Origin of the sequence: Klebsiella ornithinolytica, from assembly GCF_030505655.1 — a bacterium.
Taxonomy (GTDB): Bacteria; Pseudomonadota; Gammaproteobacteria; order Enterobacterales; family Enterobacteriaceae; genus Klebsiella; species Klebsiella ornithinolytica.
The window spans coordinates 4362885-4386528 of the sequence record NZ_CP130153.1 but is presented as its reverse complement, the minus strand read 5'-3'; the positions used below and the strand labels follow the sequence as shown (position 1 = coordinate 4386528).

At 57.4% G+C, this 23644-nt stretch carries 21 protein-coding genes; 14 read left to right on the top strand and 7 right to left on the bottom strand.

Features of this window, described 5'->3' with window-relative positions; translation table 11 throughout:
* Positions 1-73: 73 nt before the first annotated feature.
* Positions 74-532 carry a YaiI/YqxD family protein gene (locus tag Q1L34_RS20895; RefSeq protein WP_004858502.1) on the top strand — a complete coding sequence of 153 codons (459 nt, stop codon included), beginning with the start codon at positions 74-76 and terminating at the stop codon, positions 530-532.
* Here the strand turns inward: Q1L34_RS20895 and Q1L34_RS20890 are convergent.
* Positions 529-1230, bottom strand: a complete 702-nt coding sequence (locus Q1L34_RS20890) for a DUF2076 domain-containing protein (RefSeq protein WP_004858508.1) — start codon at positions 1228-1230, stop codon at positions 529-531. The two genes, Q1L34_RS20895 and Q1L34_RS20890, sit on opposite strands and share 4 nt — an antisense overlap.
* Positions 1231-1564: 334 nt before the next feature.
* Here Q1L34_RS20890 and aroL point away from each other — a divergent pair, with 334 nt between their 5' ends.
* The 4 genes from aroL to ppnP all read left to right on the top strand — a co-directional run bounded on the left by aroL (position 1565) and on the right by ppnP (position 3713).
* Entirely contained in the window at positions 1565-2122 is a 558-nt protein-coding gene (aroL, locus tag Q1L34_RS20885; RefSeq protein ID WP_004858511.1) for a shikimate kinase AroL, read from the top strand.
* 98 nt (positions 2123-2220) lie between these two features.
* A complete protein-coding gene (locus Q1L34_RS20880; RefSeq protein ID WP_004858514.1) occupies positions 2221-2412 on the top strand; it encodes a YaiA family protein in 192 nt (63 codons plus the stop codon).
* 251 nt (positions 2413-2663) lie between these two features.
* A complete protein-coding gene (locus Q1L34_RS20875; protein ID WP_004858517.1) occupies positions 2664-3341 on the top strand; it encodes an AroM family protein in 678 nt (225 codons plus the stop codon).
* Between the two features lie 87 nt (positions 3342-3428).
* Positions 3429-3713, top strand: a complete 285-nt coding sequence (ppnP, locus tag Q1L34_RS20870; protein ID WP_002890284.1) for a pyrimidine/purine nucleoside phosphorylase — start codon at positions 3429-3431, stop codon at positions 3711-3713.
* 65 nt (positions 3714-3778) lie between these two features.
* On the opposite strand, the gene rdgC is transcribed toward ppnP, so the two are convergent.
* Positions 3779-4690 carry a recombination-associated protein RdgC gene (gene rdgC / locus Q1L34_RS20865; RefSeq protein WP_004858522.1) on the bottom strand — a complete coding sequence of 304 codons (912 nt, stop codon included), beginning with the start codon at positions 4688-4690 and terminating at the stop codon, positions 3779-3781.
* A 91-nt stretch (positions 4691-4781) separates the two neighbouring features.
* Here rdgC and mak point away from each other — a divergent pair, with 91 nt between their 5' ends.
* The gene (mak, locus tag Q1L34_RS20860; protein WP_015585050.1) at positions 4782-5687 is read left to right on the top strand and encodes a fructokinase; all 906 of its coding nucleotides are present in this window, start codon (positions 4782-4784) and stop codon (positions 5685-5687) included.
* Positions 5688-5735: 48 nt separating this feature from the next.
* Here the strand turns inward: mak and Q1L34_RS20855 are convergent, their stop codons facing one another.
* From Q1L34_RS20855 to sbcD, 3 genes are all read right to left on the bottom strand, one after another.
* Positions 5736-6098, bottom strand: coding sequence for a hypothetical protein (locus Q1L34_RS20855; RefSeq protein ID WP_004858526.1), 363 nt, complete (start codon positions 6096-6098; stop codon positions 5736-5738).
* A gap of 325 nt (positions 6099-6423) precedes the next feature.
* A complete protein-coding gene (gene sbcC / locus Q1L34_RS20850; protein ID WP_327204265.1) occupies positions 6424-9582 on the bottom strand; it encodes an exonuclease subunit SbcC in 3159 nt (1052 codons plus the stop codon).
* On the bottom strand, positions 9579-10781 hold the full coding sequence (gene sbcD, locus Q1L34_RS20845) for an exonuclease subunit SbcD (RefSeq protein ID WP_213894750.1): 1203 nt from the start codon (positions 10779-10781) through the stop codon (positions 9579-9581). The genes sbcC and sbcD overlap by 4 nt, the downstream gene beginning before the upstream one ends.
* Before the next feature lie 209 nt (positions 10782-10990).
* On the opposite strand from sbcD, the gene phoB reads away from it, so the two are divergent.
* From phoB to malZ, 5 genes are all read left to right on the top strand, one after another.
* Positions 10991-11680: a phosphate response regulator transcription factor PhoB gene (gene phoB, locus Q1L34_RS20840; RefSeq protein ID WP_004204861.1), complete on the top strand. Its 690-nt coding sequence runs from the start codon at positions 10991-10993 to the stop codon at positions 11678-11680.
* A 21-nt stretch (positions 11681-11701) separates the two neighbouring features.
* A complete protein-coding gene (gene phoR / locus Q1L34_RS20835) occupies positions 11702-12997 on the top strand; it encodes a phosphate regulon sensor histidine kinase PhoR (protein ID WP_004858536.1) in 1296 nt (431 codons plus the stop codon).
* A gap of 414 nt (positions 12998-13411) precedes the next feature.
* A complete protein-coding gene (gene brnQ, locus Q1L34_RS20830) occupies positions 13412-14731 on the top strand; it encodes a branched-chain amino acid transporter carrier protein BrnQ (RefSeq protein WP_004858542.1) in 1320 nt (439 codons plus the stop codon).
* A 122-nt stretch (positions 14732-14853) separates the two neighbouring features.
* Positions 14854-16227 (top strand): proline-specific permease ProY, encoded by a 1374-nt coding sequence (gene proY / locus Q1L34_RS20825; RefSeq protein ID WP_004858545.1) that lies wholly within the window; start codon positions 14854-14856, stop codon positions 16225-16227.
* A gap of 136 nt (positions 16228-16363) precedes the next feature.
* On the top strand, positions 16364-18187 hold the full coding sequence (gene malZ / locus Q1L34_RS20820; protein WP_327204264.1) for a maltodextrin glucosidase: 1824 nt from the start codon (positions 16364-16366) through the stop codon (positions 18185-18187).
* Here the strand turns inward: malZ and Q1L34_RS20815 are convergent.
* Positions 18178-19080, bottom strand: coding sequence for a LysR substrate-binding domain-containing protein (locus Q1L34_RS20815; RefSeq protein WP_004858549.1), 903 nt, complete (start codon positions 19078-19080; stop codon positions 18178-18180). The two genes, malZ and Q1L34_RS20815, sit on opposite strands and share 10 nt — an antisense overlap.
* 337 nt (positions 19081-19417) lie before the next feature.
* Between Q1L34_RS20815 and Q1L34_RS20810 the strand changes: the two genes are divergently transcribed.
* The 3 genes from Q1L34_RS20810 (at position 19418) to Q1L34_RS20800 (ending at position 22680) form a co-directional block, all read left to right on the top strand.
* Entirely contained in the window at positions 19418-20059 is a 642-nt protein-coding gene (locus Q1L34_RS20810; RefSeq protein WP_004858552.1) for a hydrolase, read from the top strand.
* 182 nt (positions 20060-20241) lie between these two features.
* Entirely contained in the window at positions 20242-20787 is a 546-nt protein-coding gene (locus tag Q1L34_RS20805) for an antibiotic biosynthesis monooxygenase (RefSeq protein ID WP_004858556.1), read from the top strand.
* A 24-nt stretch (positions 20788-20811) separates the two neighbouring features.
* Positions 20812-22680, top strand: coding sequence for an amidohydrolase (locus Q1L34_RS20800; RefSeq protein ID WP_015585046.1), 1869 nt, complete (start codon positions 20812-20814; stop codon positions 22678-22680).
* A gap of 89 nt (positions 22681-22769) precedes the next feature.
* Here the strand turns inward: Q1L34_RS20800 and fba are convergent, their stop codons facing one another.
* Positions 22770-23630 (bottom strand): class II fructose-1,6-bisphosphate aldolase, encoded by an 861-nt coding sequence (gene fba / locus Q1L34_RS20795; RefSeq protein ID WP_004858561.1) that lies wholly within the window; start codon positions 23628-23630, stop codon positions 22770-22772.
* Positions 23631-23644 lie beyond the last annotated feature (14 nt).

Genomic DNA, 23644 nt, shown 5'->3' with positions numbered 1-23644 from the left:
TCACTCCAGCGCTTCCCCGGGGGACAAAAGCAGGTGACAATGATGCCTCCCTTTTTCGTCGACAGGAGCCGGAATGGCTATTTGGGTTGATGCGGACGCGTGTCCGAACGTCATTAAAGAGATTTTATTCCGCGCCGCCGAGCGTACACAGACCTCGCTGACGCTGGTTGCCAACCAGCCGCTGCGGGTGCCGCCGTCGCGGGTGATCCGCACGCTGCGCGTGCCGCAGGGATTTGATGTGGCCGACAACGAAATCGTCCGCCTGTGTGAACCGGGCGACCTGGTGATTACCGCCGATATACCGCTGGCGGCGGAAGTGCTGGCCAAGGGCGGCGCAGCCTTAAATCCGCGCGGTGAGCGCTACAGCGATGCGACTATTCGCGAACGTCTGACGATGCGTGATTTTATGGAAACGATGCGGGCCAGCGGCGTACAAACCGGCGGCCCGGATAGTTTGTCGCAGCGCGATCGGCAACAATTCGCCGCCGCGCTGGAGAAGTGGCTGTCAGAGACAAAACGCCCGCAGGGTTAAACCCAGCTGTCGTCATCGCCGCCGAAATCGTCGTCGTTACCCATCCCGGCGTCGAAGTCAGAGTTCCAGGTGTTGTTATCCGCGAGGAACTGATTATCGTCCTGACGGAACGGATCCTCCGCGCCGGACAGTTCCTGCGTCTGGTTGAGGTCGGGCTGCGGTTTTTCTTCAATAATATTGACGATCTCCTGCGGATGCGAGCCGCTGAACATATTGGTCAACATATTGCCCAGCACCACGCCGCCTGCCACACCTGCCGCCGTTTGCAGCGCACCGGCCATAAAGCCGCCGCCGCTGCGCGCCGCCTGCGGCGCATAGTTTTGCTGCGGCATTTGCGGCGCATACTGCGGCTGTGCGCTGGCCTGAGGGCGACCATATTGTTCTGCCCCGGGAATGGGGTCGGAGCCGCGGCTCTGACCGCCGCCAAACAGCCCGGAGAGGAACCCGCCGCTGCTCGGTTTTGCCGCCTGTAGCTGCGTCACCTGGCTTTCCAGCGCCTGGATACGATCGTTGAGCTGCTTGATGGCGGCTTCCTGGATCAGTATCGTTTGCGCCATGTAATAGGGCGCGGCGGGCTGCTCTTTGATGTGTTGCGCAATCCGCTCCTCGGCGCTGGCATCGCGCGAAGCGCTCTGCGTTCCGGCCTCTTTCAGGCGGGAAAACAGTCCATCAATAAGGCGTTGTTCTTCAGATTGCATGGTACTTTCCTCTGTCATACTGGTCGTTTAGCGTCAGAGTGCGACCGAACATGCCATGTTGTAAATATGTTGATGCGTAAAGCTATGCATAAATGTGTTACCGTTTACGCCAGCCAGCGGCTGAAAAATAATCTTTTTGAATAAGTAAATCTGGAATCACACTTAATGCAATGATAGGTTTACGCGATAAATCCTTTTGTTGCCTGTGATGAGCAGGTTTTGCTAGAGCAATGTAACGTTTGTTTTACGCTTATTGCCGGCGATTTTGCCGGTACCATTGCTGACTATTCGTATTCATTTTCCCGCGATATGCGGAACCAGGGGGTCTTCGGTAATGACATTGCCAATCTTTCTCATCGGGCCACGCGGCTGTGGTAAAACGACAATCGGCCATGCGCTGGCGCGGGCGCGTCATTACCAGTTCACCGATACCGATCATGCGCTGCAGGAGCGCGAGCAGCGTACGGTCGCGACTATTGTTGAGCAGGAGGGCTGGGCGCGTTTTCGTGAGCTGGAGTCAGAGGCGCTGAAAGCGGCCGCGCGACCGGAGACGGTGGTGGCGACCGGCGGCGGCATTATTCTGGCTGAAGCTAACCGCCAGTTCATGCGCGAAAACGGCGTGGTGATTTACCTGCAGGTGCCGGTTTCGGCGCTGATCGAACGCCTTGAAGCCTATCCGAAAACCGAGCAGCGCCCGACGCTGACCGGTAAACCGGTGCGCGATGAAGTCGGCGAAGTGCTGGCGCAGCGGGAAGCGCTCTATCGCGCAACCGCGCATCATATTATTGATGCCACCGCGACGCCGGATGACGTCGTCGGACACATTCTGGCGACCTTACAGAATGTCTTCGCGCCGCAAGAGGCTCAATGCGTCGAGGCCGCAAGAGAGTAACGGGACGCCGGCCGCGCTGTGAGTTAAGACTTTACTGACGGTAAACGACGCAGGGGCCCCTATACTTAATAGCTCTGATGGCCGAAGAAGGAAGAGCTATGCCAACCCAACCTCCATATCCGAGAGAAGCGCGTATTGTTGCCGTTGCGAAAGGTCCCGCAGGCCAGGGGGAGACCTGGTATCAGCTGCGTGCCGATTTCCCGACTCCCGATTCACTGATCAGCGAACACCCCACGGAACAGGAAGCGCTGGACGCGAAACAGCGCTACGAAGACCCGGATAAATCATAATCTCGCCCGCCCGGTATTCTCTTTGCTCAGAGCAATTCCGGGCCTCCATCACATTTTTAATTCATCAGCGCTGCTGATGATTCCCTAAGGTACGGATTTTTCAGGCATGCGCCTGAGGCCACATCAATCTTTACATTCAACGGCGGCGGTAAGCTGCTACGCTTCTGGACGGTTGATTTTTAGTCAACGGGGGGGCGAAGTGGTGTGCAGTAAGCCTGTGCTGAAGCAGTGGTAGTGAAAAGGTACGTGATATGAGTACAACGATGGCTATTTTAACCGTTGGCGTGGTACCGGTGGCTGAAGTTTTGCCGCTTTTAACCGAACATATCAGGGAAGAGCAGATCACTCATATTAGCCTGTTAGGCAAAATGACGCGTGAAGATGTTATGGAAGATTATGCCCTTGATTCCGGCGATGAACGCCTGCTGACGTTATTGAATGATAACCAGCCGGCCGAGGTTTCGCGCCAGAAGGTCGAGCGTGATTTAAAGCATATTATCGCGATGCTCGACAGGCAAGAATATGATGTCATTCTGTTTTTGAGTTCCGAAATGCTCAGCGGCCTCACGGCGCGCAATGCCATTTTACTGGAGCCGCAGCGGATTATTCCGCCGCTGGTGGCATCGATTGTTGACGGGCATCAGGTCGGGGTTATCGTTCCCGTTGAGGAGGTGCTGCCCATGCAGCAGCAAAAGTGGCTTTCGTTAGAAAACGCGCCTTACTACGCGTTGGCCAACCCGATCAGCGGCAGCGATAGTGATTTATTGAGCGCCGGACGGGCGCTGCTGGAGCAGGGCGCCGACGTGCTGGTGCTGGACTGCCTGGGTTACCACCAGCATCATCGCGACGTATTGCAAAAAGCGCTGGATGTGCCGGTTCTGCTGTCAAATGTGCTGGTTTCCCGGCTGGCTGCAGAACTATTAGTTTAACATGGTCCGATAGATTAATTTTACGTGACAGGGGCAAGGAGCGCCCCCTATATTGAGGCTTCAACAAAAGATCATAAGGGCTTGTTTATGCTTCAAAGCAATGAATACTTCGACGGAAAAGTGAAATCGATTGGCTTCACCAGCAGCAGCACCGGCCGCGCGAGCGTCGGGGTGATGGCAGAAGGGGAATATACCTTTGGTACCGCGCAGCCGGAAGAGATGACGGTGGTGAGCGGTGCGCTGAATGTGCTGCTGCCGGGGGAAACCGAGTGGAAAGTGTATGCCGCCGGTGAAGTGTTCAATGTACCAGGCAACAGCGAGTTTCATCTGCAGGTGGCTGAGCCAACCTCTTATCTGTGCCGCTATCTGTGATTCCTCGCCTTCCTGCCGCGGCAGGAAGGCATGTTGCCCGCTTTGTCGAGCGCATCCGGCGCTGATTAGCGCTGTGCTTCTCCGCCGAGAGCTTCCACCAGATTCTGAATCAATGCCGCCAGTTCGCCGGTCATCAGAATAAAGTCGGCGTCAAAACGCTGAGCGAAATCTTCCCGGTCAATATCTTCATTCTGGTCACGCAGTTCGTCGCAGAACTTCAGACGTTTGATTGAACCATCATCGCACATCAGGAACTGAATACGCTGCTGCCAGTCGAGCGCCAGTTTGGTCACGACTTTCCCGGCTTCAATATGCACGGCGATTTCATCGCTGACCAGATCCTGTTTCTTCGCCCGAATGACGCCGCCGTCTTCCAGCATGGCTTTCAGTTCGGCTTCATCCAGCAGCTGGAAACCCTGAGCGACGCTCCCGGAGCGGACCCATTCGGTCAAGGTCAGCTCGATCGGATTTTCCAGCGCCAGCGGAACGACCGGCAGAGAACCTAAGGTTTTACGCAGCAGCGCCAGCGTATCTTCCGCTTTCTTGGCGCTGGCGCAGTCGACCATGATCAGCCCGTTGACGGTATCGATCCACATCATTGTCTGGCTGAAACGGCTGAAGGCGCGCGGCAGCAGCGAGTGCAGCACTTCGTCTTTCAGCGAATCTTTCTCGGTTTTTTTCAGCTTACGGCCCTGATCGGCTTCCAGCTTGAGGATCTTTGCTTCCAGCGCCTGTTTGATCACCGGTGACGGCAGGATCTTCTCTTCTTTACGTGCGCAGATCACGATCTGACCATTTGCGGTATGCGTCAGCGCATCGCTGTGCGAACCCATCGGCGATACCCAACCGGTCTTCGCCATATCCTGGCTACCACAAGGGGTAAATGTCAGCCCGGCCAGCTGTTTTTCCATCTCCTCGGCACGCAATGAAATCTCGCGGCTGAGACGGTAAACCATTAAATTTTTGAACCACAGCATGATAATTTCCACGGCGTTGTCGTTAAATCCAGCGGGCATGATAGCGAATTGTCGCTATGCTTGCATTGTTAATCGGGGAGAGGAGCTTACAGTGCGTATTGGTATTGATCTGGGCGGCACAAAAACAGAAGTCATTGCTCTGAGTGACCAGGGAGAGCAGTTATTCCGCCACCGTTTGCCGACTCCACGCGAGGATTATCGGCAAACAATAGAGAATATCGCGACGCTGGTCGGGATGGCGGAGGACGCGACCGGGCAGCGCGGCAGCGTTGGCGTCGGGATCCCGGGGTCGATTTCGCCCTATACCGGGGTAGTGAAGAATGCCAACTCCACCTGGCTCAACGGTCAGCCGTTTGATAACGATCTGAGCCAGCGCTTAAACCGCGAAGTACGCCTGGCGAATGATGCCAACTGTCTGGCGGTTTCCGAAGCGGTAGACGGCGCCGCCGCCGGGGCGCAGACCGTGTTTGCGGTGATCATCGGTACCGGATGCGGGGCCGGCGTGGCGATACAGGGCCGTTCCCATATTGGCGGTAACGGCACCGCCGGGGAGTGGGGTCACAACCCGCTACCGTGGATGGATGATGATGAACTACGCTATCGCGCCGAAGTGCCGTGCTATTGCGGTAAGCAGGGATGTATTGAAACCTTTATCTCCGGGACCGGTTTTGCCACGGACTACCAGCGTTTGAGCGGCCAGTCGCTCACGGGCAACGCGATTATGCAGCGGGTTAGCGAGCAGGATCCGCTGGCCGAGCAGGCGCTGAAGCGTTACGAGATGCGTCTGGCGAAGTCGCTGGCCCACGTGGTCAATATCCTCGATCCGGATGTGATTGTCCTCGGCGGTGGGATGAGCAACGTTGAACGCCTCTACCAGACGGTTCCTGAACTGGTGAAATCATGGGTATTCGGCGGGGAGTGCGAGACGCCGATTCGAAAAGCCGTACACGGCGACTCCAGCGGCGTGCGCGGCGCGGCCTGGCTGTGGCCGCTGTAAATCAGCGTGACCCCGTTGCCCTGGTCAGCTGGGGCAACGAGGAGTTAATCACAGAGCGGGGATCTCATCCAGGTGAGAGTAAATCGTCAGCCCTCTTTTTTTCCCTTCCTCGACATCAAGATCGGCGCCCCGGGACTCCCCCGGTATACGCAAAATCGCGTCGCAGCGGCTAATCAAACGATGGGCGACGGGATATAAAAACTCTTCGCTGATCGGATCGCCTGTTTCCTTTGAACCAGCGGCTTTGGCCAGAGGTAAAGCGAGCCACTCGCCAATCACGGGAATATGCCCTTTACGATAAATATTCAGCGCAACCTGTGCCATGGCGTTCAGGTTGGCAGCAATCAGTTCCGGGCGATCATTGGTGCCGCTGCGGACGGGACCCGCAACCAGGATAAGACAACTTTTCATCTCTCAGACCTTCTTAATATGTGAGCGGGAAGACGGGAAACCCGATGGATATCCGCAAAGGCGTTTTTACCTGGCGCGTATCTGTCGGGGACATTGCTTCTGCACGTTTGTGCACGAATGGCGGTGATAATAGATTTTTTCCGCTTTTAGTGGTTTAAACGTCATGTTGATGCCTGTTTATTCTCTCTTTAGAAAATAAAACGAAACTATCACGCACATTCATGCATTATCAAGATGATTCGTGAAATTGCGGCAAGGATAATGCACCGGAGAAGTGCGACCTTTCCGCGAAAGGAAAGGTCTGCGCAGGGGAAAGGCTCGGGGGTTACTCGATGGAAAACATTTTATCCAGCCGGCTGTAGCCAAGACCGTTGATTTTCTTAACTTTGATCTGCACCGGAATGCGCTCTTTCATTGCTTCAACGTGGCTTATTACGCCGATCACCTTACCGCTGGCATTCAGGGCGTCGAGCGCATCCAGCGCGGTATCGAGCGTTTCGCTATCGAGCGTGCCGAACCCTTCATCAAGGAACAGCGAATCGATGCGCGTTTTGTGACTCACCAGATCGGACAGCGCCAGCGCCAGCGCCAGGCTGACAAGGAAACTTTCACCGCCGGAGAGGGTCCGCGTATCGCGTACCGCATCCGCCTGCCAGGTATCAACCACCTCCAGCTCCAGTGCTTCGCTGGCCTTGCGCTGGAGCTGGTAGCGCCCGTGCAGGCGATTGAGCTGATGGTTCGCCAGCCAGACCAGGTTATCCAGCGTTAGCCCCTGGGCGAATTTGCGGAACTTATCGCCCTCTTTAGAACCGATTAGCGCATTAAGCCATGCCCAGTCCTCGAGCTGCTGCCCGGCAAGCGCGATCTCCTGATGCAATGCCTGCTGGCGTTGCTGGTTTCCGGCATTCTGTTTCAGCTGTTGGCGGATCTCTCCCTGGCGGGCGCTGTTTTCCCGCAGCTGCGGCGCCAGCTGGAGCAGACGGACCTGGACCTGTTCCAGCGGTAGGGTGAGGTCGACGTCTGTCGGCGGTTGCTGCTGATGTCGGGCGAGCGCGTCGCGAGCGCGCAGCGCCAGAGCGTTATTTTGCTGTACGGCATTTTCCAGCGCCTGTTTAAGCCGCTCCAGCCGCTGGCGCGTCTCTTCGTCGAGCAGAGCGGCGAGAAAGGCCTGCTGGTCGGCAAACGGGCTGCTGGAGAGGGCGGCAGCGAAGCGGGTTTGCGTCTCCCGCAGCGTTTCCTGCTGCTGGCTCTCCTGCTGGCTCAGCGTCCGCCACTGGCTTTGCAATGCCAGACAGTCGTCATGCACCTGACGCCAGCCCGTCAGCGGCGCCGGATCGGCTATCTCGTCCGTTGACGGAAGGGGCTCCGGCTCTGTCGGTGGAAGTGTTTCCAGCAGCGGCGTCAGCTGTTGAAGCTGCTCCTGAAGCGCGACGGATTGGTTCTGTTGTTCCTGCCACAGGCGGCTCTCGGCTTCCCGCTGCGCCAGCCACTCCGCCGTCCGATCGGCCTGCGGAACGCTGAGCGCGAAGGGCGAGAGTTCTGTCTCCAGCTGCGCGCGCCGTTGTTCCTGCTCCTGCTGGAGCTGCCTGAGCTGTTGCTCGCCCGCCTGCTGCCGGGCCTGCCAGGCCAGTCGCTGCTGGTGCTGATACAGCTGCTGTTCGCTCTCTTGCTGGGCCGCCAGCCAGCCGGGAATATCATCCTGCGGCTGCAGGTCGCAATGGAGTCCGCTGACGGTTGTCTGCCATTGTGAGGTGAGCGCTTGCTCCTGCTGAAGGAGAGAGTCCAGCTCTTCTTTCTCTTTAACCTGTTGTTTAAGCAGTGCCTCAAGCTGGCCGCGCAGCTGGGCGCCTTCTTCCGCCAGCTGTTTGACTTCACGCTCCAGACTATCCCGGCGGGCCTGATTCACGCCGGGCTCCAGCGCCCGGTATTGTGCGACGGCCGGGTGTTCGCTGGAACCACAGAGCGGACAAGGGGCTCCGGGCTGCAGGCGAGCGCGCTCTTCCTCCAGCCCGACAATGCGCGCTTCCAGCTCACAAATAGCCTTCACATCGCTGAATTGCTGATGTTTTTCTTTGTAGGCCAGGCGGCGCTGGGCCAGGGTTGTTTCCAGCTTTTCCTGTTCCTCACGACGGGCCTGCTCCGTGGTTTGCAGCTGCTGCTGACGCTGGCGAAGCGGCAACAGGCGGCTATGCAGCGTCGAAAGCTGCTGGCGTAACGGGCGGGCGGCGGCGTGCTGCGCCAGGCTGGCGGTGACCTGGTCGGCATCCAGCGTCAGCGTCGCAGGCGGCAGCTCTGCCAGCTTGCGGGCGATTTCCGCCAGGCTCTGTTGCACGACGTTCTGTTGCCGGGCATCGCTCGCCTGCTGCTGGAAGACGGCCCGCCAGCCCGCCAGTGAGTTTCCCCACTGGCGATAGCGATCGTGTTCGTTAAGCCACAGGTTGAGGGCGTGATGGGCATCCTGCAAGCGGGTCATCTGCCGGCTGGCGGCAAGGCGGATCCCGGCGCGCAGCCGCAGCCTGTCCTGTAAGCGAGTATTCACTTCCTCCACCTGGCGGTGGGTTTGCGCCAGCGCGGCGCTTTGTTCCTGCTGTCGGGTCCACAGCGGACGAAGCTGCTCTGCCGGCTGCGCGTTGAGCAGCGCTGCAAGCTGCGGCTGGGCCTGATCCAGCGCCTGCTGCGCGTCCTGCAGCCGGACCTGAGCCTGCGAGGCTTCCGCGCTGAGCTCCTGCTGGCGCAGCAGCCACTGCTGCGCGGCCTGCAGGCGGGCTTGCTCCGAAAGCTGTAGACGCTCTTCATCAGTAAGTGCTTGCAAACTTTGCTGTAGCGCCTGCTGTTGCTCATCACTCAGCAGCAGAACGCCGGAGGCCTGGGCCTGAAGTTTCTCCAGTTCGTTGCGGGCAAGCTTATGCTTTTCAAACACCTGTGCTGAAATTTGGCCGTAGATTTCGGTGCCGGTCAGCTCTTCCAGCAGCTCAGCGCGTTCTTTTGGTTTGGCGTTGAGGAACGCGGCGAACTGGCCTTGTGACAGCAGCATTGAGCGGGTAAAGCGACCGTAATCCAGTCCGGTGAGCGAAGCGGTCAGTTCGAGCTTATCTTTGACTTTATCGGCAAGGATCTGCCCATCGTCGCAGCGGGCCAGCTCAACGCGCGGGGCCTGCAGGTTGCCCTCCGGCTGATTGCGGGCGCGGTTCTGGCTCCAGAAGGCGCGATAGGCCGTCCCTTTGACCTCGAATTCCACTTCCGCCAGACACTCGGCGGTATCGCGGGTCATCAGATCGTTTTGCGATTGCGACACGCTGCTCAGACGGGGCGTTTCGTGATACAGCGCGAGGCAGATCGCGTCCAGCAGAGTGGTTTTCCCGGCGCCGGTGGGGCCGGTGATGGCAAACAGCCCGTTGCTGGCGAACGGTTCTGCGGTGAAGTCGATTTTCCATTCGCCTTTTAACGAGTTGATATTTTTCAGGCGCAAACTCAGAATTTTCACAGGTGCTCCTCACCATTCAGACTATGCAGCGTTTCGTTGAACAGCTGCGTCAGGCGTAGCCGCTGCGCCTCTTCCAGCGTTTCCTGCGCCAGCCGGCGTTCAAACACCTCCTCGACCTGCAGTTCGCTCAGCGTCTCCCGCCGCTCTCCCGCCAGGATGCGTTCACGTTGGGCGCGGCTGCGGCGAACCAGCAGCACTTCCACCGGCAGATCTTCGGTCTGGGCCTGAATTTTTCGCTGAATATCATGGAGATATTCGTCACTGGTAATTTCAATATCCAGCCAGACGACCGGCTCATGAGGGGCGTCCCGCCACTGGGTAAGCTGTTCGCTGATGCTGGAGAAATCGCCTTTCAGCACTGCCAGCGGCTGCGTCACCGGCACCGTCAGAGGAAGCACCTCCGCCAGGTGCCCGTCGCTGAAGGTCACCAGATTGACGCTTTTGCTTTTGCCCGTCTCATCAAAGCTGAGGGCGATGGGCGAGCCGCTGTAGCGAATATGGTCGCTGCCGCCGATCTTCTGCGCCCGGTGAATATGGCCGAGGGCAACATAATCAACGGGGGGAAAATGGCTGGCGGGGAACGCCTCCAGCGTGCCGATGTAGATATCGCGCACCGCATCGCTCTTGCTGGCGCCAACGGTGGTCAGGTGGCCGCTGGCGACGATCGGCAGCGGACGATCGCCGCGCAGGGCGCAGGCGGCTTCGTACTGCTGCTGATAATAGTCGCTGATAGCGTTCAACAGCAGCTGCTGTTTTTCGCCGCCGGAGTGTCCGGCCTGGCTGGTGACCAGCTCGCGCGGGCGCAGGAAGGGGACCGGGCAAAATATGGCGCCGGGCGTGCCGTCGCGCTGCGGCAGAATAAAGGGAGCATGGCCGGCGCTGGCCACCACCGTGGTTTTCAGAAAGGCCAGAATATCGCGGGATTCATTTAGCGTCGCCACCGAATCGTGGTTGCCCGCCAGCACCACCAGCTGGCAGCCGGTTTGCTGAAGCTGAACCACGAATCGGTTATACAGCTCGCGGGCGTAGCTTGGCGGTGAGCCGGTATCAAAGATGTCGCCGGCGACAATAATGGCATCGACCTCGTGCGCCTGCGCGCTGGTCAGCAGCCAGTCGAGAAAGGCCGAGTGTTCGGCGGCGCGGCTCTTGCTGTAAAAATTCTGGCCAAGGTGCCAGTCAGAGGTGTGGATGATGCGCATAAGTATTCCCTGGCGAAAAAGCATAGGCGCATTATATACCTGTCATCCCGCAGGTTGCCCCTTTAACGCCAGCAGGATCGATTGTTACTCCTTGTCATTATTAAAAATCCGCTATCATATGACGGTCATTTTCTTCATAAATCTGTCACAAAACTGACGCATAATGGCGCCGCACTCTATACTGATGGCTAAAAAATACAGGGTAAATAATGGCGAGAAGAATTCTGGTCGTTGAAGATGAAGCTCCGATCCGCGAAATGGTCTGCTTTGTTCTTGAGCAAAACGGCTTTCAGCCCGTCGAGGCGGAAGATTATGACAGTGCGGTGAATCAACTCAATGAACCCTGGCCTGATTTGATTCTCCTCGACTGGATGCTGCCGGGCGGATCGGGTCTCCAGTTTATCAAGCTGCTCAAGCGTGAGGCGATGACCCGCGATATTCCGGTCGTCATGCTCACCGCTCGCGGTGAAGAAGAGGATCGCGTACGTGGTCTGGAAACCGGTGCCGATGATTACATCACTAAGCCTTTTTCACCGAAAGAGCTGGTGGCGCGAATCAAAGCGGTGATGCGCCGTATTTCGCCGATGGCGGTGGAAGAAGTGATTGAAATGCAAGGGCTTAGCCTTGACCCTTCCTCCCACCGCGTGATGACCGGTGAAAGTCCGCTGGACATGGGGCCGACGGAGTTTAAATTGCTACACTTCTTTATGACTCACCCGGAACGCGTCTACAGCCGCGAACAGCTGCTGAATCACGTCTGGGGGACCAATGTGTATGTAGAAGACAGAACGGTGGATGTGCATATTCGCCGTCTGCGTAAAGCGCTGGAACATAGCGGCCATGACCGGATGGTACAAACGGTCCGCGGCACGGGATATCGTTTCTCCGCCCGTTTCTGAATCTCGACAGGAGTGTGAACCGTGCTGGAACGGCTGTCATGGAAAAGGCTGGCGCTTGAGCTTTTCTTATGTTGTATCCCGGCCCTGATTCTTGGGGCGGTGGTGGGTTATCTGCCGTGGTTTTTACTGGCGGCAGTAACCGGACTTCTCATCTGGCATTTCTGGAATTTATTACGTCTTTCATGGTGGCTATGGGTCGACCGTAGCATGACGCCACCGCCGGGAAGAGGCAGCTGGGAACCGCTGCTCTACGGCCTTCACCAGATGCAGATGCGCAATAAAAAGCGCAGACGCGAACTGGGTAGTCTGATCAAACGCTTTCGTAGCGGGGCTGAGTCTTTGCCCGATGCGGTGGTGCTGACGACGGAGGAGGGGGCCATCTTCTGGTGTAATGGCCTGGCCCAGCAGATCCTCAATTTGCGTTGGCCGGACGACAGCGGACAAAATATTCTCAACCTCCTGCGCTACCCTGAATTTGCCCATTACCTCAAAAACAGGGATTTCTCAAAGCCGCTCAATCTGGTCCTCAATACTGCTCGTCATCTGGAGATCCGCGTCATGCCCTACAGCGACAAACAGTGGCTGATGGTGGCGCGCGATGTCACGCAGATGCACCAGCTGGAAGGCGCGCGGCGCAACTTTTTTGCCAACGTCAGCCATGAGCTTCGCACGCCGTTAACGGTACTGCAGGGCTATCTGGAGATGATGCAGGAGCAGGTGCTGGAAGGGATGACGCGCGAAAAAGCGCTGCATACGATGCGCGAGCAAACCCAGCGCATGGAGGGGTTAGTCAAGCAGTTGCTGACGCTGTCGCGGATTGAAGCGGCGCCGACGCTGGCCATGAATGACAAAATCGACGTGCCGATGATGCTGCGGGTGGTGGAGCGGGAAGCCCAGACGCTAAGCCAGCAGAAGCAGACGCTCCACTTCCACGTCGATGAGACGCTGGTGGTACTGGGCAACGAAGAGCAGCTGCGCAGCGCGATCTCCAATCTGGTGTATAACGCAATCAACCATACGCCAGCGGGGACAGAGATTACCGTCAGCTGGCAACGGGCGCCGCATGGCGCGTTGTTCAGCGTCGAGGATAACGGTCCGGGGATTGCGCCCGAGCACATTCCGCGTCTGACCGAGCGATTCTATCGCGTGGATAAGGCGCGTTCGCGGCAAACCGGCGGCAGCGGTCTTGGGCTGGCGATCGTCAAACATGCGGTGAATCATCACGACAGTCGTCTGGAAATTGAGAGTACGGTAGGCCAAGGGACGCGTTTTAGTTTCTTACTCCCGGAACGTTTAATTGCCAAAAAAAGCGCCTGAACGCACCCTTGTCAACATGACTTGCCAATGACCAGCTTCGGCTGGTCATTTTCGTTTGCAGTCACTTTTTAGCCGCGTAATTAATGAACGCCTGCTGCTTTTTTGTTCGCATGATTAGCCGGAGGTTTTCCTTAGATATGGTCAATAATCCCGCTCATAAAAATAGACTTAGCATAATCATCTGCTTTTGCGATCCCGCCTTGCATTAAAACGTTATAAGCGTTTAAATTGCCCCCCATGCAGTCGCAGACAGACTGTTTTTGCGTGGTAATTCAAAAAACAATTCTTTCCCACGCGTGTTCGGGAGCATATCCCGCTGATTTTTCCGGCAACCACCGCTGTATCCTCCCTCAGGGGAAGACACGGTATTTTCCGTTTGTTAACAACACCACATCCACAGGCAGTAATGAATTTATGACCCATCAGTTAAAATCTCGCGACATTATCGCGTTGGGCTTTATGACCTTCGCGTTGTTCGTTGGCGCAGGCAACATTATCTTCCCTCCGATGGTGGGTTTACAGGCTGGTGAACACGTCTGGACCGCCGCTATTGGCTTTCTGATTACCGCCGTGGGTTTACCGGTGCTGACGGTCGTGGCGCTGGCGAAAGTCGGCGGCGGCGTGGAAAGCCTGAGTACGCCGATCGGCAAAGTGGCCGGCATCCTGCTGGCCGTGGTCTGCTACCTGGCCGTTGGCCCGCTGTTTGCGACCCCGCGTACCGCAACGGTCTCTTTTGAAGTCGGGATTGCCCCGCTGACCGGCGACGGCGCGATGCCGCTGATGATTTACAGCGTGATCTATTTCGCGCTGGTGATCCTGGTTTCGCTCTATCCGGGTAAGCTGCTGGATACGGTGGGCAATTTCCTCGCCCCGTTGAAAATTATTGCGCTGATCATTTTGTCCGTTGCGGCAGTTATCTGGCCGGCTGGCCCGATCAGCAATGCGCTGGAAGCTTACCGCACCGCGCCGTTCTCTAACGGCTTCGTCAACGGCTATCTGACCATGGATACGCTGGGTGCCATGGTATTCGGTATCGTCATTGTTAACGCCGCACGCTCCCGCGGCGTAAGTGAAGCGCGCCTGCTGACTCGCTACACCGTCTGGGCCGGACTGATGGCCGGCGTGGGGCTGACGCTGCTGTATCTGGCGCTGTTCCGCCTCGGGTCTGATAGCGCGACACTGGTGGATCAATCCGCTAACGGCGCGGCGATTCTGCATGCCTATGTCCAGCACACCTTCGGTGGCGCGGGGAGCTTTATGCTGGCGGCGCTGATTTTCATCGCTTGTCTGGTCACTGCGGTGGGCCTGACCTGCGCCTGCGCTGAATTCTTCGCGCAGTATCTGCCGTTATCCTATCGCTCGCTGGTGTTTATCCTCGGTATTTTCTCGATGGCGGTCTCCAACCTGGGGCTGAGCCATCTGATTCAGATTTCGATTCCGGTACTGACGGCTATCTATCCGCCATGTATCGCCCTGGTGGTCTTAAGCTTTACCCGCAACTGGTGGCATAATTCGTCCCGCGTCATTGCGCCGGCCATGTTTATCAGCCTGATGTTTGGTATCATTGACGGCATTAAATCGTCGGCATTCGCGGACATGTTACCGGCCTGGACCTCGCGTCTGCCGCTGGCTGAACAGGGTCTTGCCTGGCTGATGCCTACCGCCGTGATGGTGGTTCTGGCAGTGATCTGGGACCGTGCGGCAGGACGTCAGGTGACTTCCAGCGCGCATTAACCGACGGTTTTAATCAGTGTTAAGCCACGGGACTTTGGGTCCCGTGGTTTTTTGTTTTTCAGGTAATCCTCTTTTGCGCCTGCTCCGGCGAAGGCCTGAAGAGAAAAACGGCATGGAATACGATGGAAAGTAGTAACAAACTTAAGCGCGGGCTAAGTACCCGGCATATCCGCTTTATGGCGCTGGGATCCGCAATTGGTACCGGCCTGTTCTATGGTTCAGCTGACGCCATTAAAATGGCGGGCCCGAGCGTCCTGCTGGCCTATATTATCGGCGGCGCGGCCGCGTATATTATTATGCGCGCGCTGGGCGAAATGTCGGTACATAACCCTGCCGCCAGCTCATTTTCCCGCTATGCGCAGGATTATCTCGGCCCGCTGGCGGGCTATATCACCGGCTGGACCTACTGCTTTGAAATTCTGATTGTCGCGATTGCCGACGTGACGGCTTTCGGAATTTATATGGGCGTCTGGTTTCCGACGGTACCGCACTGGATCTGGGTGCTCAGCGTGGTGCTGATTATCTGCGCCGTCAATCTGATGAGCGTTAAGGTCTTCGGCGAGCTGGAGTTTTGGTTCTCGTTCTTTAAAGTTGCCACCATCATCATCATGATTATTGCCGGTTTCGGCATCATTATCTGGGGTATCGGCAACGGCGGACAGCCTACCGGCATCCATAATCTGTGGAGTCACGGCGGCTTCTTCAGCAACGGCTGGCTGGGAATGGTGATGTCGCTGCAGATGGTGATGTTCGCCTACGGCGGGATAGAGATCATCGGTATCACCGCCGGTGAAGCGAAAGACCCGGAGAAATCCATTCCGCGCGCGATTAACTCGGTCCCAATGCGCATTCTGGTGTTCTATGTGGGCACGCTGTTTGTGATTATGTCCATTTATCCGTGGAATCAGGTGGGCACTGACGGCAGCCCGTTCGTGCTGACCTTCCAGCATATGGGCATTGCGTTTGCCGCCAGTATCCTTAACTTTGTGGTGCTGACCGCCTCGCTGTCGGCGATTAACAGCGACGTCTTCGGCGTCGGACGTATGCTGCACGGCATGGCCGAGCAGGGCAGCGCGCCGAAGATTTTCGCCAAAACCTCGCGTCGCGGGATCCCGTGGGTGACGGTGATGGTGATGACCGTTGCGCTGCTGTTTGCGGTCTATCTTAACTACATCATGCCGGAAAACGTCTTCCTGGTGATTGCGTCACTGGCCACTTTCGCCACCGTCTGGGTGTGGATCATGATCCTGCTGTCGCAGATTGCCTTCCGCCGTCGCCTGTCGCCGGAAGAGGCGAAAGCGCTGAAGTTTAAGGTGCCGGGTGGCGTCGCCACGACGGCCGTGGGTCTGGTATTCCTCGTCTTTATTATTGCGCTGATTGGCTACCATCCGGATACCCGTATCTCGCTGTACGTCGGTTTCGCCTGGATTGTGCTGCTATTGGCTGGCTGGAAGTTGAAAACTCGCCGCGACCGCCAGCTGGCGCAGGCACAGTAACGCTTCCCCGCGCCTGCCGGATTTGGCAGGCGCGTTCTCCACCCCCATTATCCTCCCCCAATAATTCCTGTGATGATGAGTCATACGCCGGTGGGCTGTGGCAAGGTGTGCCCATTCTAAAGAGAGAGGAATGACGATGTTGAAGGCATGGCACCTGCCTGTGGCTCCGTTTATCAAGGAGCAGCAGGAACGACTCTTTATCACTTTATGGCTCAGTGGCGACGATCTGCCGCAGCGGGTGACGTTGCGTGCGGAAGAAGATAATGAAGAGCTCTCGCTGCCGATGCACCGACTGCGCCAGGAGCCGCATCCGGGCGTCGTGGCGTGGCGGGGCGAAATCAATCTTGCCAGCGGCCAGCCGCGTCGGCGCTACAGTTTTAAGCTGCTGTGGGCGGATCGTCAGCGCTGGTTCACGCCGCAGGGCTTTAACCGTTTTCCGCCGGCGCGACTGGAACAGTTCGCCGTCGATCTGCCGGATAGCGGCCCGCAGTGGGTGGCCGATCAGGTCTTTTATCAAATTTTCCCTGACCGTTTTGCGCGCAGCGAGACACGAGAAGCGGAACAGGATCGGGTCTATCATCATCACGCCGCCGGGCGCGATATTGTCCGGAAATCGTGGGATGAGCCGTTAACCGGCGAAGCGGGCGGGTCGACGTTTTTTGGCGGCGACCTCGATGGGATCAGCGAGAAACTGCCGTATCTCAAGCAGCTTGGCGTGACCGCGCTCTATCTGAACCCGGTATTCGTCGCCCCCAGCGTGCATAAATACGATACCGAAGATTATCGCCGCGTCGATCCGCAATTCGGTGGCGACGGTGCGCTGCTGCGTCTGCGCCACAACACGCAGCGAGAAGGGATGCGTCTGATTCTTGACGGTGTGTTTAACCATACCGGCGATTCGCACGCCTGGTTTGACCGCCACCAGCGCGGCAGCAGCGGGGCGTGTCACCATGCCGATTCGCCGTGGCGCGACTGGTTTACCATCTCTCCTGAAGGGGAAGCACATAGCTGGCTGGGCTACGCCAGCCTGCCTAAGCTGGATTATCAGTCCGCAAGCCTGGTGAATGAAATCTACGCCGGAGAAGACAGCATTGTCCGCCACTGGCTGAAAGTGCCGTGGAGCATGGACGGCTGGCGGCTGGACGTGGTGCATATGCTGGGTGAAGGCGGCGGGGCGCGCAACAACCTGCGCCATATTGCCGGTATTACCGCGGCGGCGAAGCAGACGCAGCCCGAATCCTTTGTCTTCGGCGAGCACTTTGGCGACGCCCGCCAGTGGCTCCAGGCGGACGCTGAAGATGCCGCCATGAACTACCGCGGTTTTACCTTCCCGCTGTGGGGATTCCTCGCCAATACCGATATCTCTTACGATCCGCAGAAGATTGACGCGCAGACCTGCGTCGCCTGGATGGATAACTATCGCGCCGGGCTGTCGCATCAACAGCAGCTGCGGATGTTTAACCAGCTGGACAGTCACGATACCGCGCGCTTTAAGTCGCTGCTGGGCAAAGATGTCGCACGCCTGCCGCTGGCGGTCGTATGGCTGTTTTGCTGGCCGGGCGTCCCCTGCATCTACTACGGCGATGAAGTGGGCGTCGATGGCAACAACGATCCCTTCTGTCGTAAACCCTTCCCGTGGGATCCTGCCCTGCAGGATACCGTGCTGCTGGGACTGTATAAGCGGATGGCGAAGCTGCGCAAAGCCAATAAGGCACTGCGATACGGCGGCTGCCAGGTGATTTATGCCGAAGAGAACGTGGTGGTATTTGCTCGCGTGTATAAGCAGCTGCGTGTGCTGGTGGCCATCAACCGCGGCGAAGCCTGCGAAGTCGTTGTCGAGGATTCGCCGCTGCTGGACGTTGGCGAATGGCAGGTGAAAGAGGGCGCCGGCACGTTGCATGATGGTGTGCTGAGCCTGCCTGCTATTTCCGCCAGCGTCTGGTTCAGCCGTCAGGAGTAGAGCTGGTTCAGGAACGGGTCGCGGAGAATCGCCTCCCGCCACCAGCGCTGGGCGAGGCCGTCGTTGTCGCTGCGCCAGGCGATATAGGTGAGATCTTTCTCGCGGCAGGAGAGGACCGGCTTTTCTATCAGCTCTCCGTTCTCCAGCCACGGCTGCGCGATATGGCGAGGTAAAAAACCGCAGCCCAGCCCGGCGCGCAGCAGCGCCACCTTACTGGCAAAATCGTCGACGCGAATTTGCGGCTGTTCGGCGAGGAGATTGCTGTTGAGCGGATGGCAATAGCGGGCGCTGTCGCTAATCACCACCGCGCGATGCAGGCTCAGCTGCTTGTTATTGAGCGGCTGCGTCGCCTCGGCGAGCGGGTGAACGGGAGCGACAACGAAGACATTATCCAGCGCACCGACCATTTTCCACGACCATTCGGCGGAGGTGGGCGGTTCGTTGATGGCGCCGAGCATAATATCTGCGCCGTTGCGGGTCAGCTCTTCCCAGGATCCGGCCAGCGTATGGTGGGTAAAGTTGAGCCGGGTTTGCGGATTTTGCGCGTAAAAAGCGTCGATCAGCGGCAGCAGACGTTCAAAAGGGAAAGAGGCATCGAGCGCGATAGCCAGATCCCGCTCCCAGCCGGCTTCCAGCTGTACGGCCTGTTTTTCCAGATCTTTTGCGGCGTTAATCAGCAAACGCCCCTTCTCGAGCACCATTCTGCCGGTATCGGTAAACTTCGCCCGATGACCGCTGCGATCCAGCAGGGTGATATCCAGATCGCTTTCCAGCTTCTGGATCATATAGCTCAGGGCGGCAGGGGTCTTATACAACGACTCTGCGGCGGTGGCGAAAGATCCGTGGGTATCTAACGCGTCCAGAATCAGCAGAACATCAAGGTTTAAGCGCATCCATTACTTACCGGTTAACAAGGGTGACTCAGTTTTACCGAAGCCGGATGGTCAATGCCAGTGAATAATTTAGAACCCTTTCGCGTAAATTTTTGATTAGTATTGCTAACCAAACAGCCAACTTTTTATATTTTGACCCGATGGTCTTGCTCTCTTTCCGCCTTCATACCTCTGAAATTTATCGCCCGTAGCTTATGTATTTAGCAATAGCACGGAGAATTTCTTTAATAACTCGTTAGAAATAACTGACTATACTCAGCAGGCTTTATCCGTCACGATTCAGACCCACAGCAACTTGTTTTATATCTCTTTAACTCATTGATTAAGAAGGTATGTCATGTCTATTCGGGAACTGATCGATCCAACCAACTCGACCCTGATTTTTATTGACCATCAGCCGCAGATGTCGTTTGGCGTTGCCAATATTGACCGCCAGACGCTGAAAAACAACACCGTTGCCCTGGCTAAAGCCGGCAAAATTTTTAATGTTCCGGTTATTTATACTTCCGTTGAGACCAAAAGTTTTAGCGGCTATATCTGGCCAGAATTACTGGCGGTCCATCCGCAGGTTAAACCGATTGAACGTACATCGATGAACTCCTGGGAAGATGCCGCTTTTGTTGAGGCGGTCAAAGCCACCGGACGCAAAAAATTGATTATTTCTGCGCTGTGGACCGAAGTGTGCCTGACCTTCCCGGCGCTGATGGCTTTGGAAGAGGGGTTTGAAGTCTACGTGGTTACCGACACCTCCGGCGGCACCTCCGTTGACGCCCATGAACGGTCAATTGACCGCATGGTGCAGGCCGGTGCAGTTCCGGTCACCTGGCAGCAGGTCCTGCTGGAATACCAGCGCGACTGGTCACGCAAAGAGACGTATGACGCGGTCATGGATCTGGTTCGCGAACACAGCGGCGCTTACGGGATGGGCGTGGATTACGCCTACACCATGGTGCACGGTGCGCCGGAACGTAAAGCCTGAATACACTTCATCCTTCAGGCAGCCTCTTTGTTGGCTTCGTTGGCCCGCCCGGTCACTGAATTATGTCAGTTCCCGGGGACGTACAAGCTTGCCGCCTCGAGGCAGCATGAATGATTTTGTGTATTGTCATTGATGGAGAATAACGGCAATTTCCGCCATTCTCCGCAGCAAGGAGCCCGGTCATGACGCAACAGAAATCGGTGACCCTGGTAATAAGCCATACGCTCGATCCCGAGCACGGGGAACGCTATGAGCAGTGGTTAGGCAAAATTATGCCTGTCGCGGCAGAGTTTCCCGGCCATCTGGGCGCTAACGTGATTCGCCCGACCGCCGGGCAGAATTTGTGGAGCGTCATTATTCGTTTTGACACCATTGAACACCTCTATGCCTGGACGCAGTCAGAAACGCGTCGCGAACTGGTTGCGGAAATTGCGCCGCTGCTCAATGAAGGCGATCGCACGGAAGTGCGGACCGAACCCGCATTCTGGTTCACTCCACCGGCAGCGAATGTACGCCAGCCGCTACGCTGGAAGCAGTTTCTGATGACGCTGCTGGTGATCTTTCCCAGTACTAACCTGGTGCCCTGGCTGACCGGGATGTTCCTTCCCTCGTTGCGGGGAAGCCTGCTGCTGCATTTGATAAATGATGCCTGTGTGGTCGCGCTGGTGGTCTGGTTCTGGATGCCCATCGTGACCCGTCTGTTTGCTGGCTGGTTAAAGAAAAACTGAGTCAGCCTCCTGAAGGAGAGCGTTATGTCGCAAACTGCCACACTGATCCTGACCAACGGCCGAATTCATACCCTCGACCGCACGAACCCGCTGACCGAGGCGATCGCGATCGCCAACGGCAAGATCCTCGCCACCGGCAGCCGCGATCGGATCATGAGTTTTGCTGCGCAAGGGACGCAGATCGTTGATCTACAAGGCCATACGGTGATCCCCGGCCTGAACGATTCCCACCTGCACCTGATCCGCGGCGGGCTGAATTATAATCTCGAGCTGCGCTGGGAGGGGGTTCCGTCGCTGGCGGACGCGCTGCGCATGCTGAAAGATCAGGCCGATCGCACGCCGTCTCCGCAATGGGTGCGCGTTGTCGGCGGCTGGAGTGAATTTCAGTTCGCCGAACGGCGCATGCCCACCCTCGAGGAGTTGAACGCGGCGGCGCCGGATACGCCGGTATTTGTCCTCCATCTCTACGATCGCGCGCTGCTGAACCGTGCGGCGCTGAAAGCCGTGGGTTACACCAAAGAGACGCCGGATCCGGCCGGCGGTGAAATCGTGCGCGATAGCCGCGGTAACCCCACCGGGATGCTGATCGCCAAACCTAACGCGATGATTCTCTATGCGACCCTGGCGAAAGGGCCGAAGCTGCCGCTGGAGCTGCAGGTCAATTCGACGCGCCAGTTTATGCGTGAGCTGAACCGGCTTGGCCTCACCAGTGCGATTGATGCCGGGGGCGGTTTCCAGAACTACCCGGAAGATTATGAAATTATTGAACAGCTGCATGCGCAAGAGCAGATGACCGTGCGTATTGCCTATAACCTGTTTACCCAGCGGCCAAAACAGGAGCTGGATGATTTCGAACGCTGGACCGATATGCTGAAACCGGGACAGGGGACCGACTTTTTCCGTGCCAACGGCGCCGGCGAAATGCTGGTCTTCTCGGCGGCGGATTTTGAAGATTTCCTGCAGCCGCGTCCGGACCTGCCGGAAGGGATGGAAGACGAGTTGGAGCGGGTGGTACGCCATCTGGTGGAACACCGCTGGCCGTTCCGCCTGCATGCCACCTATGATGAATCCATCAGCCGGATGCTGGATGTTTTTGAGAAGGTGAACCGCGATATTCCGTTTAACGGCCTGCACTGGTTCTTTGACCATGCGGAGACCATTACCGAGCGGAATATTGAACGCGTGAAGGCGCTCGGCGGCGGTATCGCGGTACAGCACCGAATGGCTTTCCAGGGCGAATATTTTGTCGATCGCTATGGCAAAGAGGCGGTTAAGCATACGCCGCCGGTGGCGAAAATGCTGGCGCTGGATGTGCCGGTGGGACTGGGGACCGATGCGACGCGTGTCGCGAGCTACAACCCGTGGACCGCGCTCTACTGGTTGGTCTCCGGGCGTACCGTGGGCGGCATGGCGATGTATGACGACAGCAACCGTCTGCCGCGCGAGGTGGCGCTGGAGCTGTGGACCGCGGGCAGCGCCTGGTTCTCCAGTGAACAAGGTAAAAAAGGGCGTATTGAGAAAGATCAGCTGGCCGATCTGGTGGTGCTGTCCAAAGACTATTTCAGCGTGCCGGAAGAGGAGATCAAAGGCATTGAGTCGGTGCTGACGGTGGTCGATGGCAAAGTGGTTTATGCCGCAGGGCATTTTTCGCCGCTGGCGCCGCCGCCGATTCCTGTTCTGCCGGAGTGGTCTCCGGTGGTCAAGGTGCCGGGCCACTATCGTTCCGCTCCGCCTGCGGCGGCGAAAATCGGGGCGATAGTCCAGATGCACCAGTGCTGCGGCAGCTGCGGCGTGCACGGTCATCAGCATGATATTGCCCGTCAGTCGTCGGTGCCAGTATCGGACGAGCAGGCGTTCTGGGGCGTGATGGGCTGTTCCTGCTTTGCGTTTTAGCTTCTGACAGGTTAACGCGCTCCCCCGGCGAGGCCGCCGGGGGAGCGCGGAGCGCGACCACCTGATGACGCATCAACGATATGCCGGGCTTAGCCCCGGTTCTGAGAGCCAAATAGCTGGATCCGGCGGGCGACCATCTCGCGCACGGGCAGCAAGCCTTGGCGGATAACTTTGCGCGGATCGTTAATATCGTGACCGTTATCGGCGGCGAACAGCGCTTTCACGGCTTCGCACCAGGCGTACATATTCTCGGTGTTGACGTTAATTTTTGCCGTACCGCAGGCAATTGCTTTGCGCATATCGTCGTCAGCAATACCGGTCCCGCCGTGAAGTACCAGCGGTACTTTAACAAGCTCTGATATGGCTTTCATTTCGGCAAAGCCGAGTTTAGCCTTCCCTTTATAAAGCCCGTGCGTAGAACCGAGCGCTGCCGCGAGGCAGTCTACCTGCGTTTCGCTGACCAGGGTAAAGCACTCCTGCGGATCGGCATAGATAACCTCAGAATTCACGATGCCATCTTCACTGCCGGCAATGGTTCCCAGCTCGGCTTCAACGGAGATGCCTCTGCTGTGCGCCAGGTCGACCAGATGGCGGGTGATCGCCAGGTTTTCCGCAAACGGCAAATGGGAGCCATCAAACATAATCGAGCTAAAGCCGGCTTCAATGGCCGCTTCGCAGGCCTCGCGCGTGGTCCCGTGATCGAGATGCAATGCGACAGGAATATCAATCTGTAGATAGTCCATCGCATTGACCACGATGTCATGAATGCATTTCAGGCCCAGCATATGTTTTACCGTACCGCCGGAGACCCCCAAAATAATGGGTGAGCGGAGCTGTTGCCCGGTGCTTAATACGGCGCCAACCCATTCCAGATTATTAATATTGAACTGCCCTACGGCATAACCGTCCCGTAGGGCATGCTGAAGCATGTCCTTCATAGAAACTAACATAATCACCTCGGAAT

Excerpts from the sequence above, each read along its gene's own strand:
- malZ (WP_327204264.1), top strand. The coding sequence starts at position 16,364 with ATGTTGAAGGCATGGCACCTGCCTGTGGCTCCGTTTATCAAGGAGCAG.
- Q1L34_RS20815 (WP_004858549.1), bottom strand. The coding sequence starts at position 19,080 with ATGCGCTTAAACCTTGATGTTCTGCTGATTCTGGACGCGTTAGATACC.
- Q1L34_RS20810 (WP_004858552.1), top strand. The coding sequence starts at position 19,418 with ATGTCTATTCGGGAACTGATCGATCCAACCAACTCGACCCTGATTTTT.
- brnQ (WP_004858542.1), top strand. The coding sequence starts at position 13,412 with ATGACCCATCAGTTAAAATCTCGCGACATTATCGCGTTGGGCTTTATG.
- Q1L34_RS20855 (WP_004858526.1), bottom strand. The coding sequence starts at position 6,098 with ATGAAAAGTTGTCTTATCCTGGTTGCGGGTCCCGTCCGCAGCGGCACC.
- Q1L34_RS20800 (WP_015585046.1), top strand. The coding sequence starts at position 20,812 with ATGTCGCAAACTGCCACACTGATCCTGACCAACGGCCGAATTCATACC.
- ppnP (WP_002890284.1), top strand. The coding sequence starts at position 3,429 with ATGCTTCAAAGCAATGAATACTTCGACGGAAAAGTGAAATCGATTGGC.
- aroL (WP_004858511.1), top strand. The coding sequence starts at position 1,565 with ATGACATTGCCAATCTTTCTCATCGGGCCACGCGGCTGTGGTAAAACG.
- Q1L34_RS20805 (WP_004858556.1), top strand. The coding sequence starts at position 20,242 with ATGACGCAACAGAAATCGGTGACCCTGGTAATAAGCCATACGCTCGAT.
- sbcD (WP_213894750.1), bottom strand. The coding sequence starts at position 10,781 with ATGCGCATCATCCACACCTCTGACTGGCACCTTGGCCAGAATTTTTAC.
- phoB (WP_004204861.1), top strand. The coding sequence starts at position 10,991 with ATGGCGAGAAGAATTCTGGTCGTTGAAGATGAAGCTCCGATCCGCGAA.
- Q1L34_RS20875 (WP_004858517.1), top strand. The coding sequence starts at position 2,664 with ATGAGTACAACGATGGCTATTTTAACCGTTGGCGTGGTACCGGTGGCT.
- Q1L34_RS20880 (WP_004858514.1), top strand. The coding sequence starts at position 2,221 with ATGCCAACCCAACCTCCATATCCGAGAGAAGCGCGTATTGTTGCCGTT.
- rdgC (WP_004858522.1), bottom strand. The coding sequence starts at position 4,690 with ATGCTGTGGTTCAAAAATTTAATGGTTTACCGTCTCAGCCGCGAGATT.
- Q1L34_RS20890 (WP_004858508.1), bottom strand. The coding sequence starts at position 1,230 with ATGCAATCTGAAGAACAACGCCTTATTGATGGACTGTTTTCCCGCCTG.
- proY (WP_004858545.1), top strand. The coding sequence starts at position 14,854 with ATGGAAAGTAGTAACAAACTTAAGCGCGGGCTAAGTACCCGGCATATC.
- Q1L34_RS20895 (WP_004858502.1), top strand. The coding sequence starts at position 74 with ATGGCTATTTGGGTTGATGCGGACGCGTGTCCGAACGTCATTAAAGAG.
- fba (WP_004858561.1), bottom strand. The coding sequence starts at position 23,630 with ATGTTAGTTTCTATGAAGGACATGCTTCAGCATGCCCTACGGGACGGT.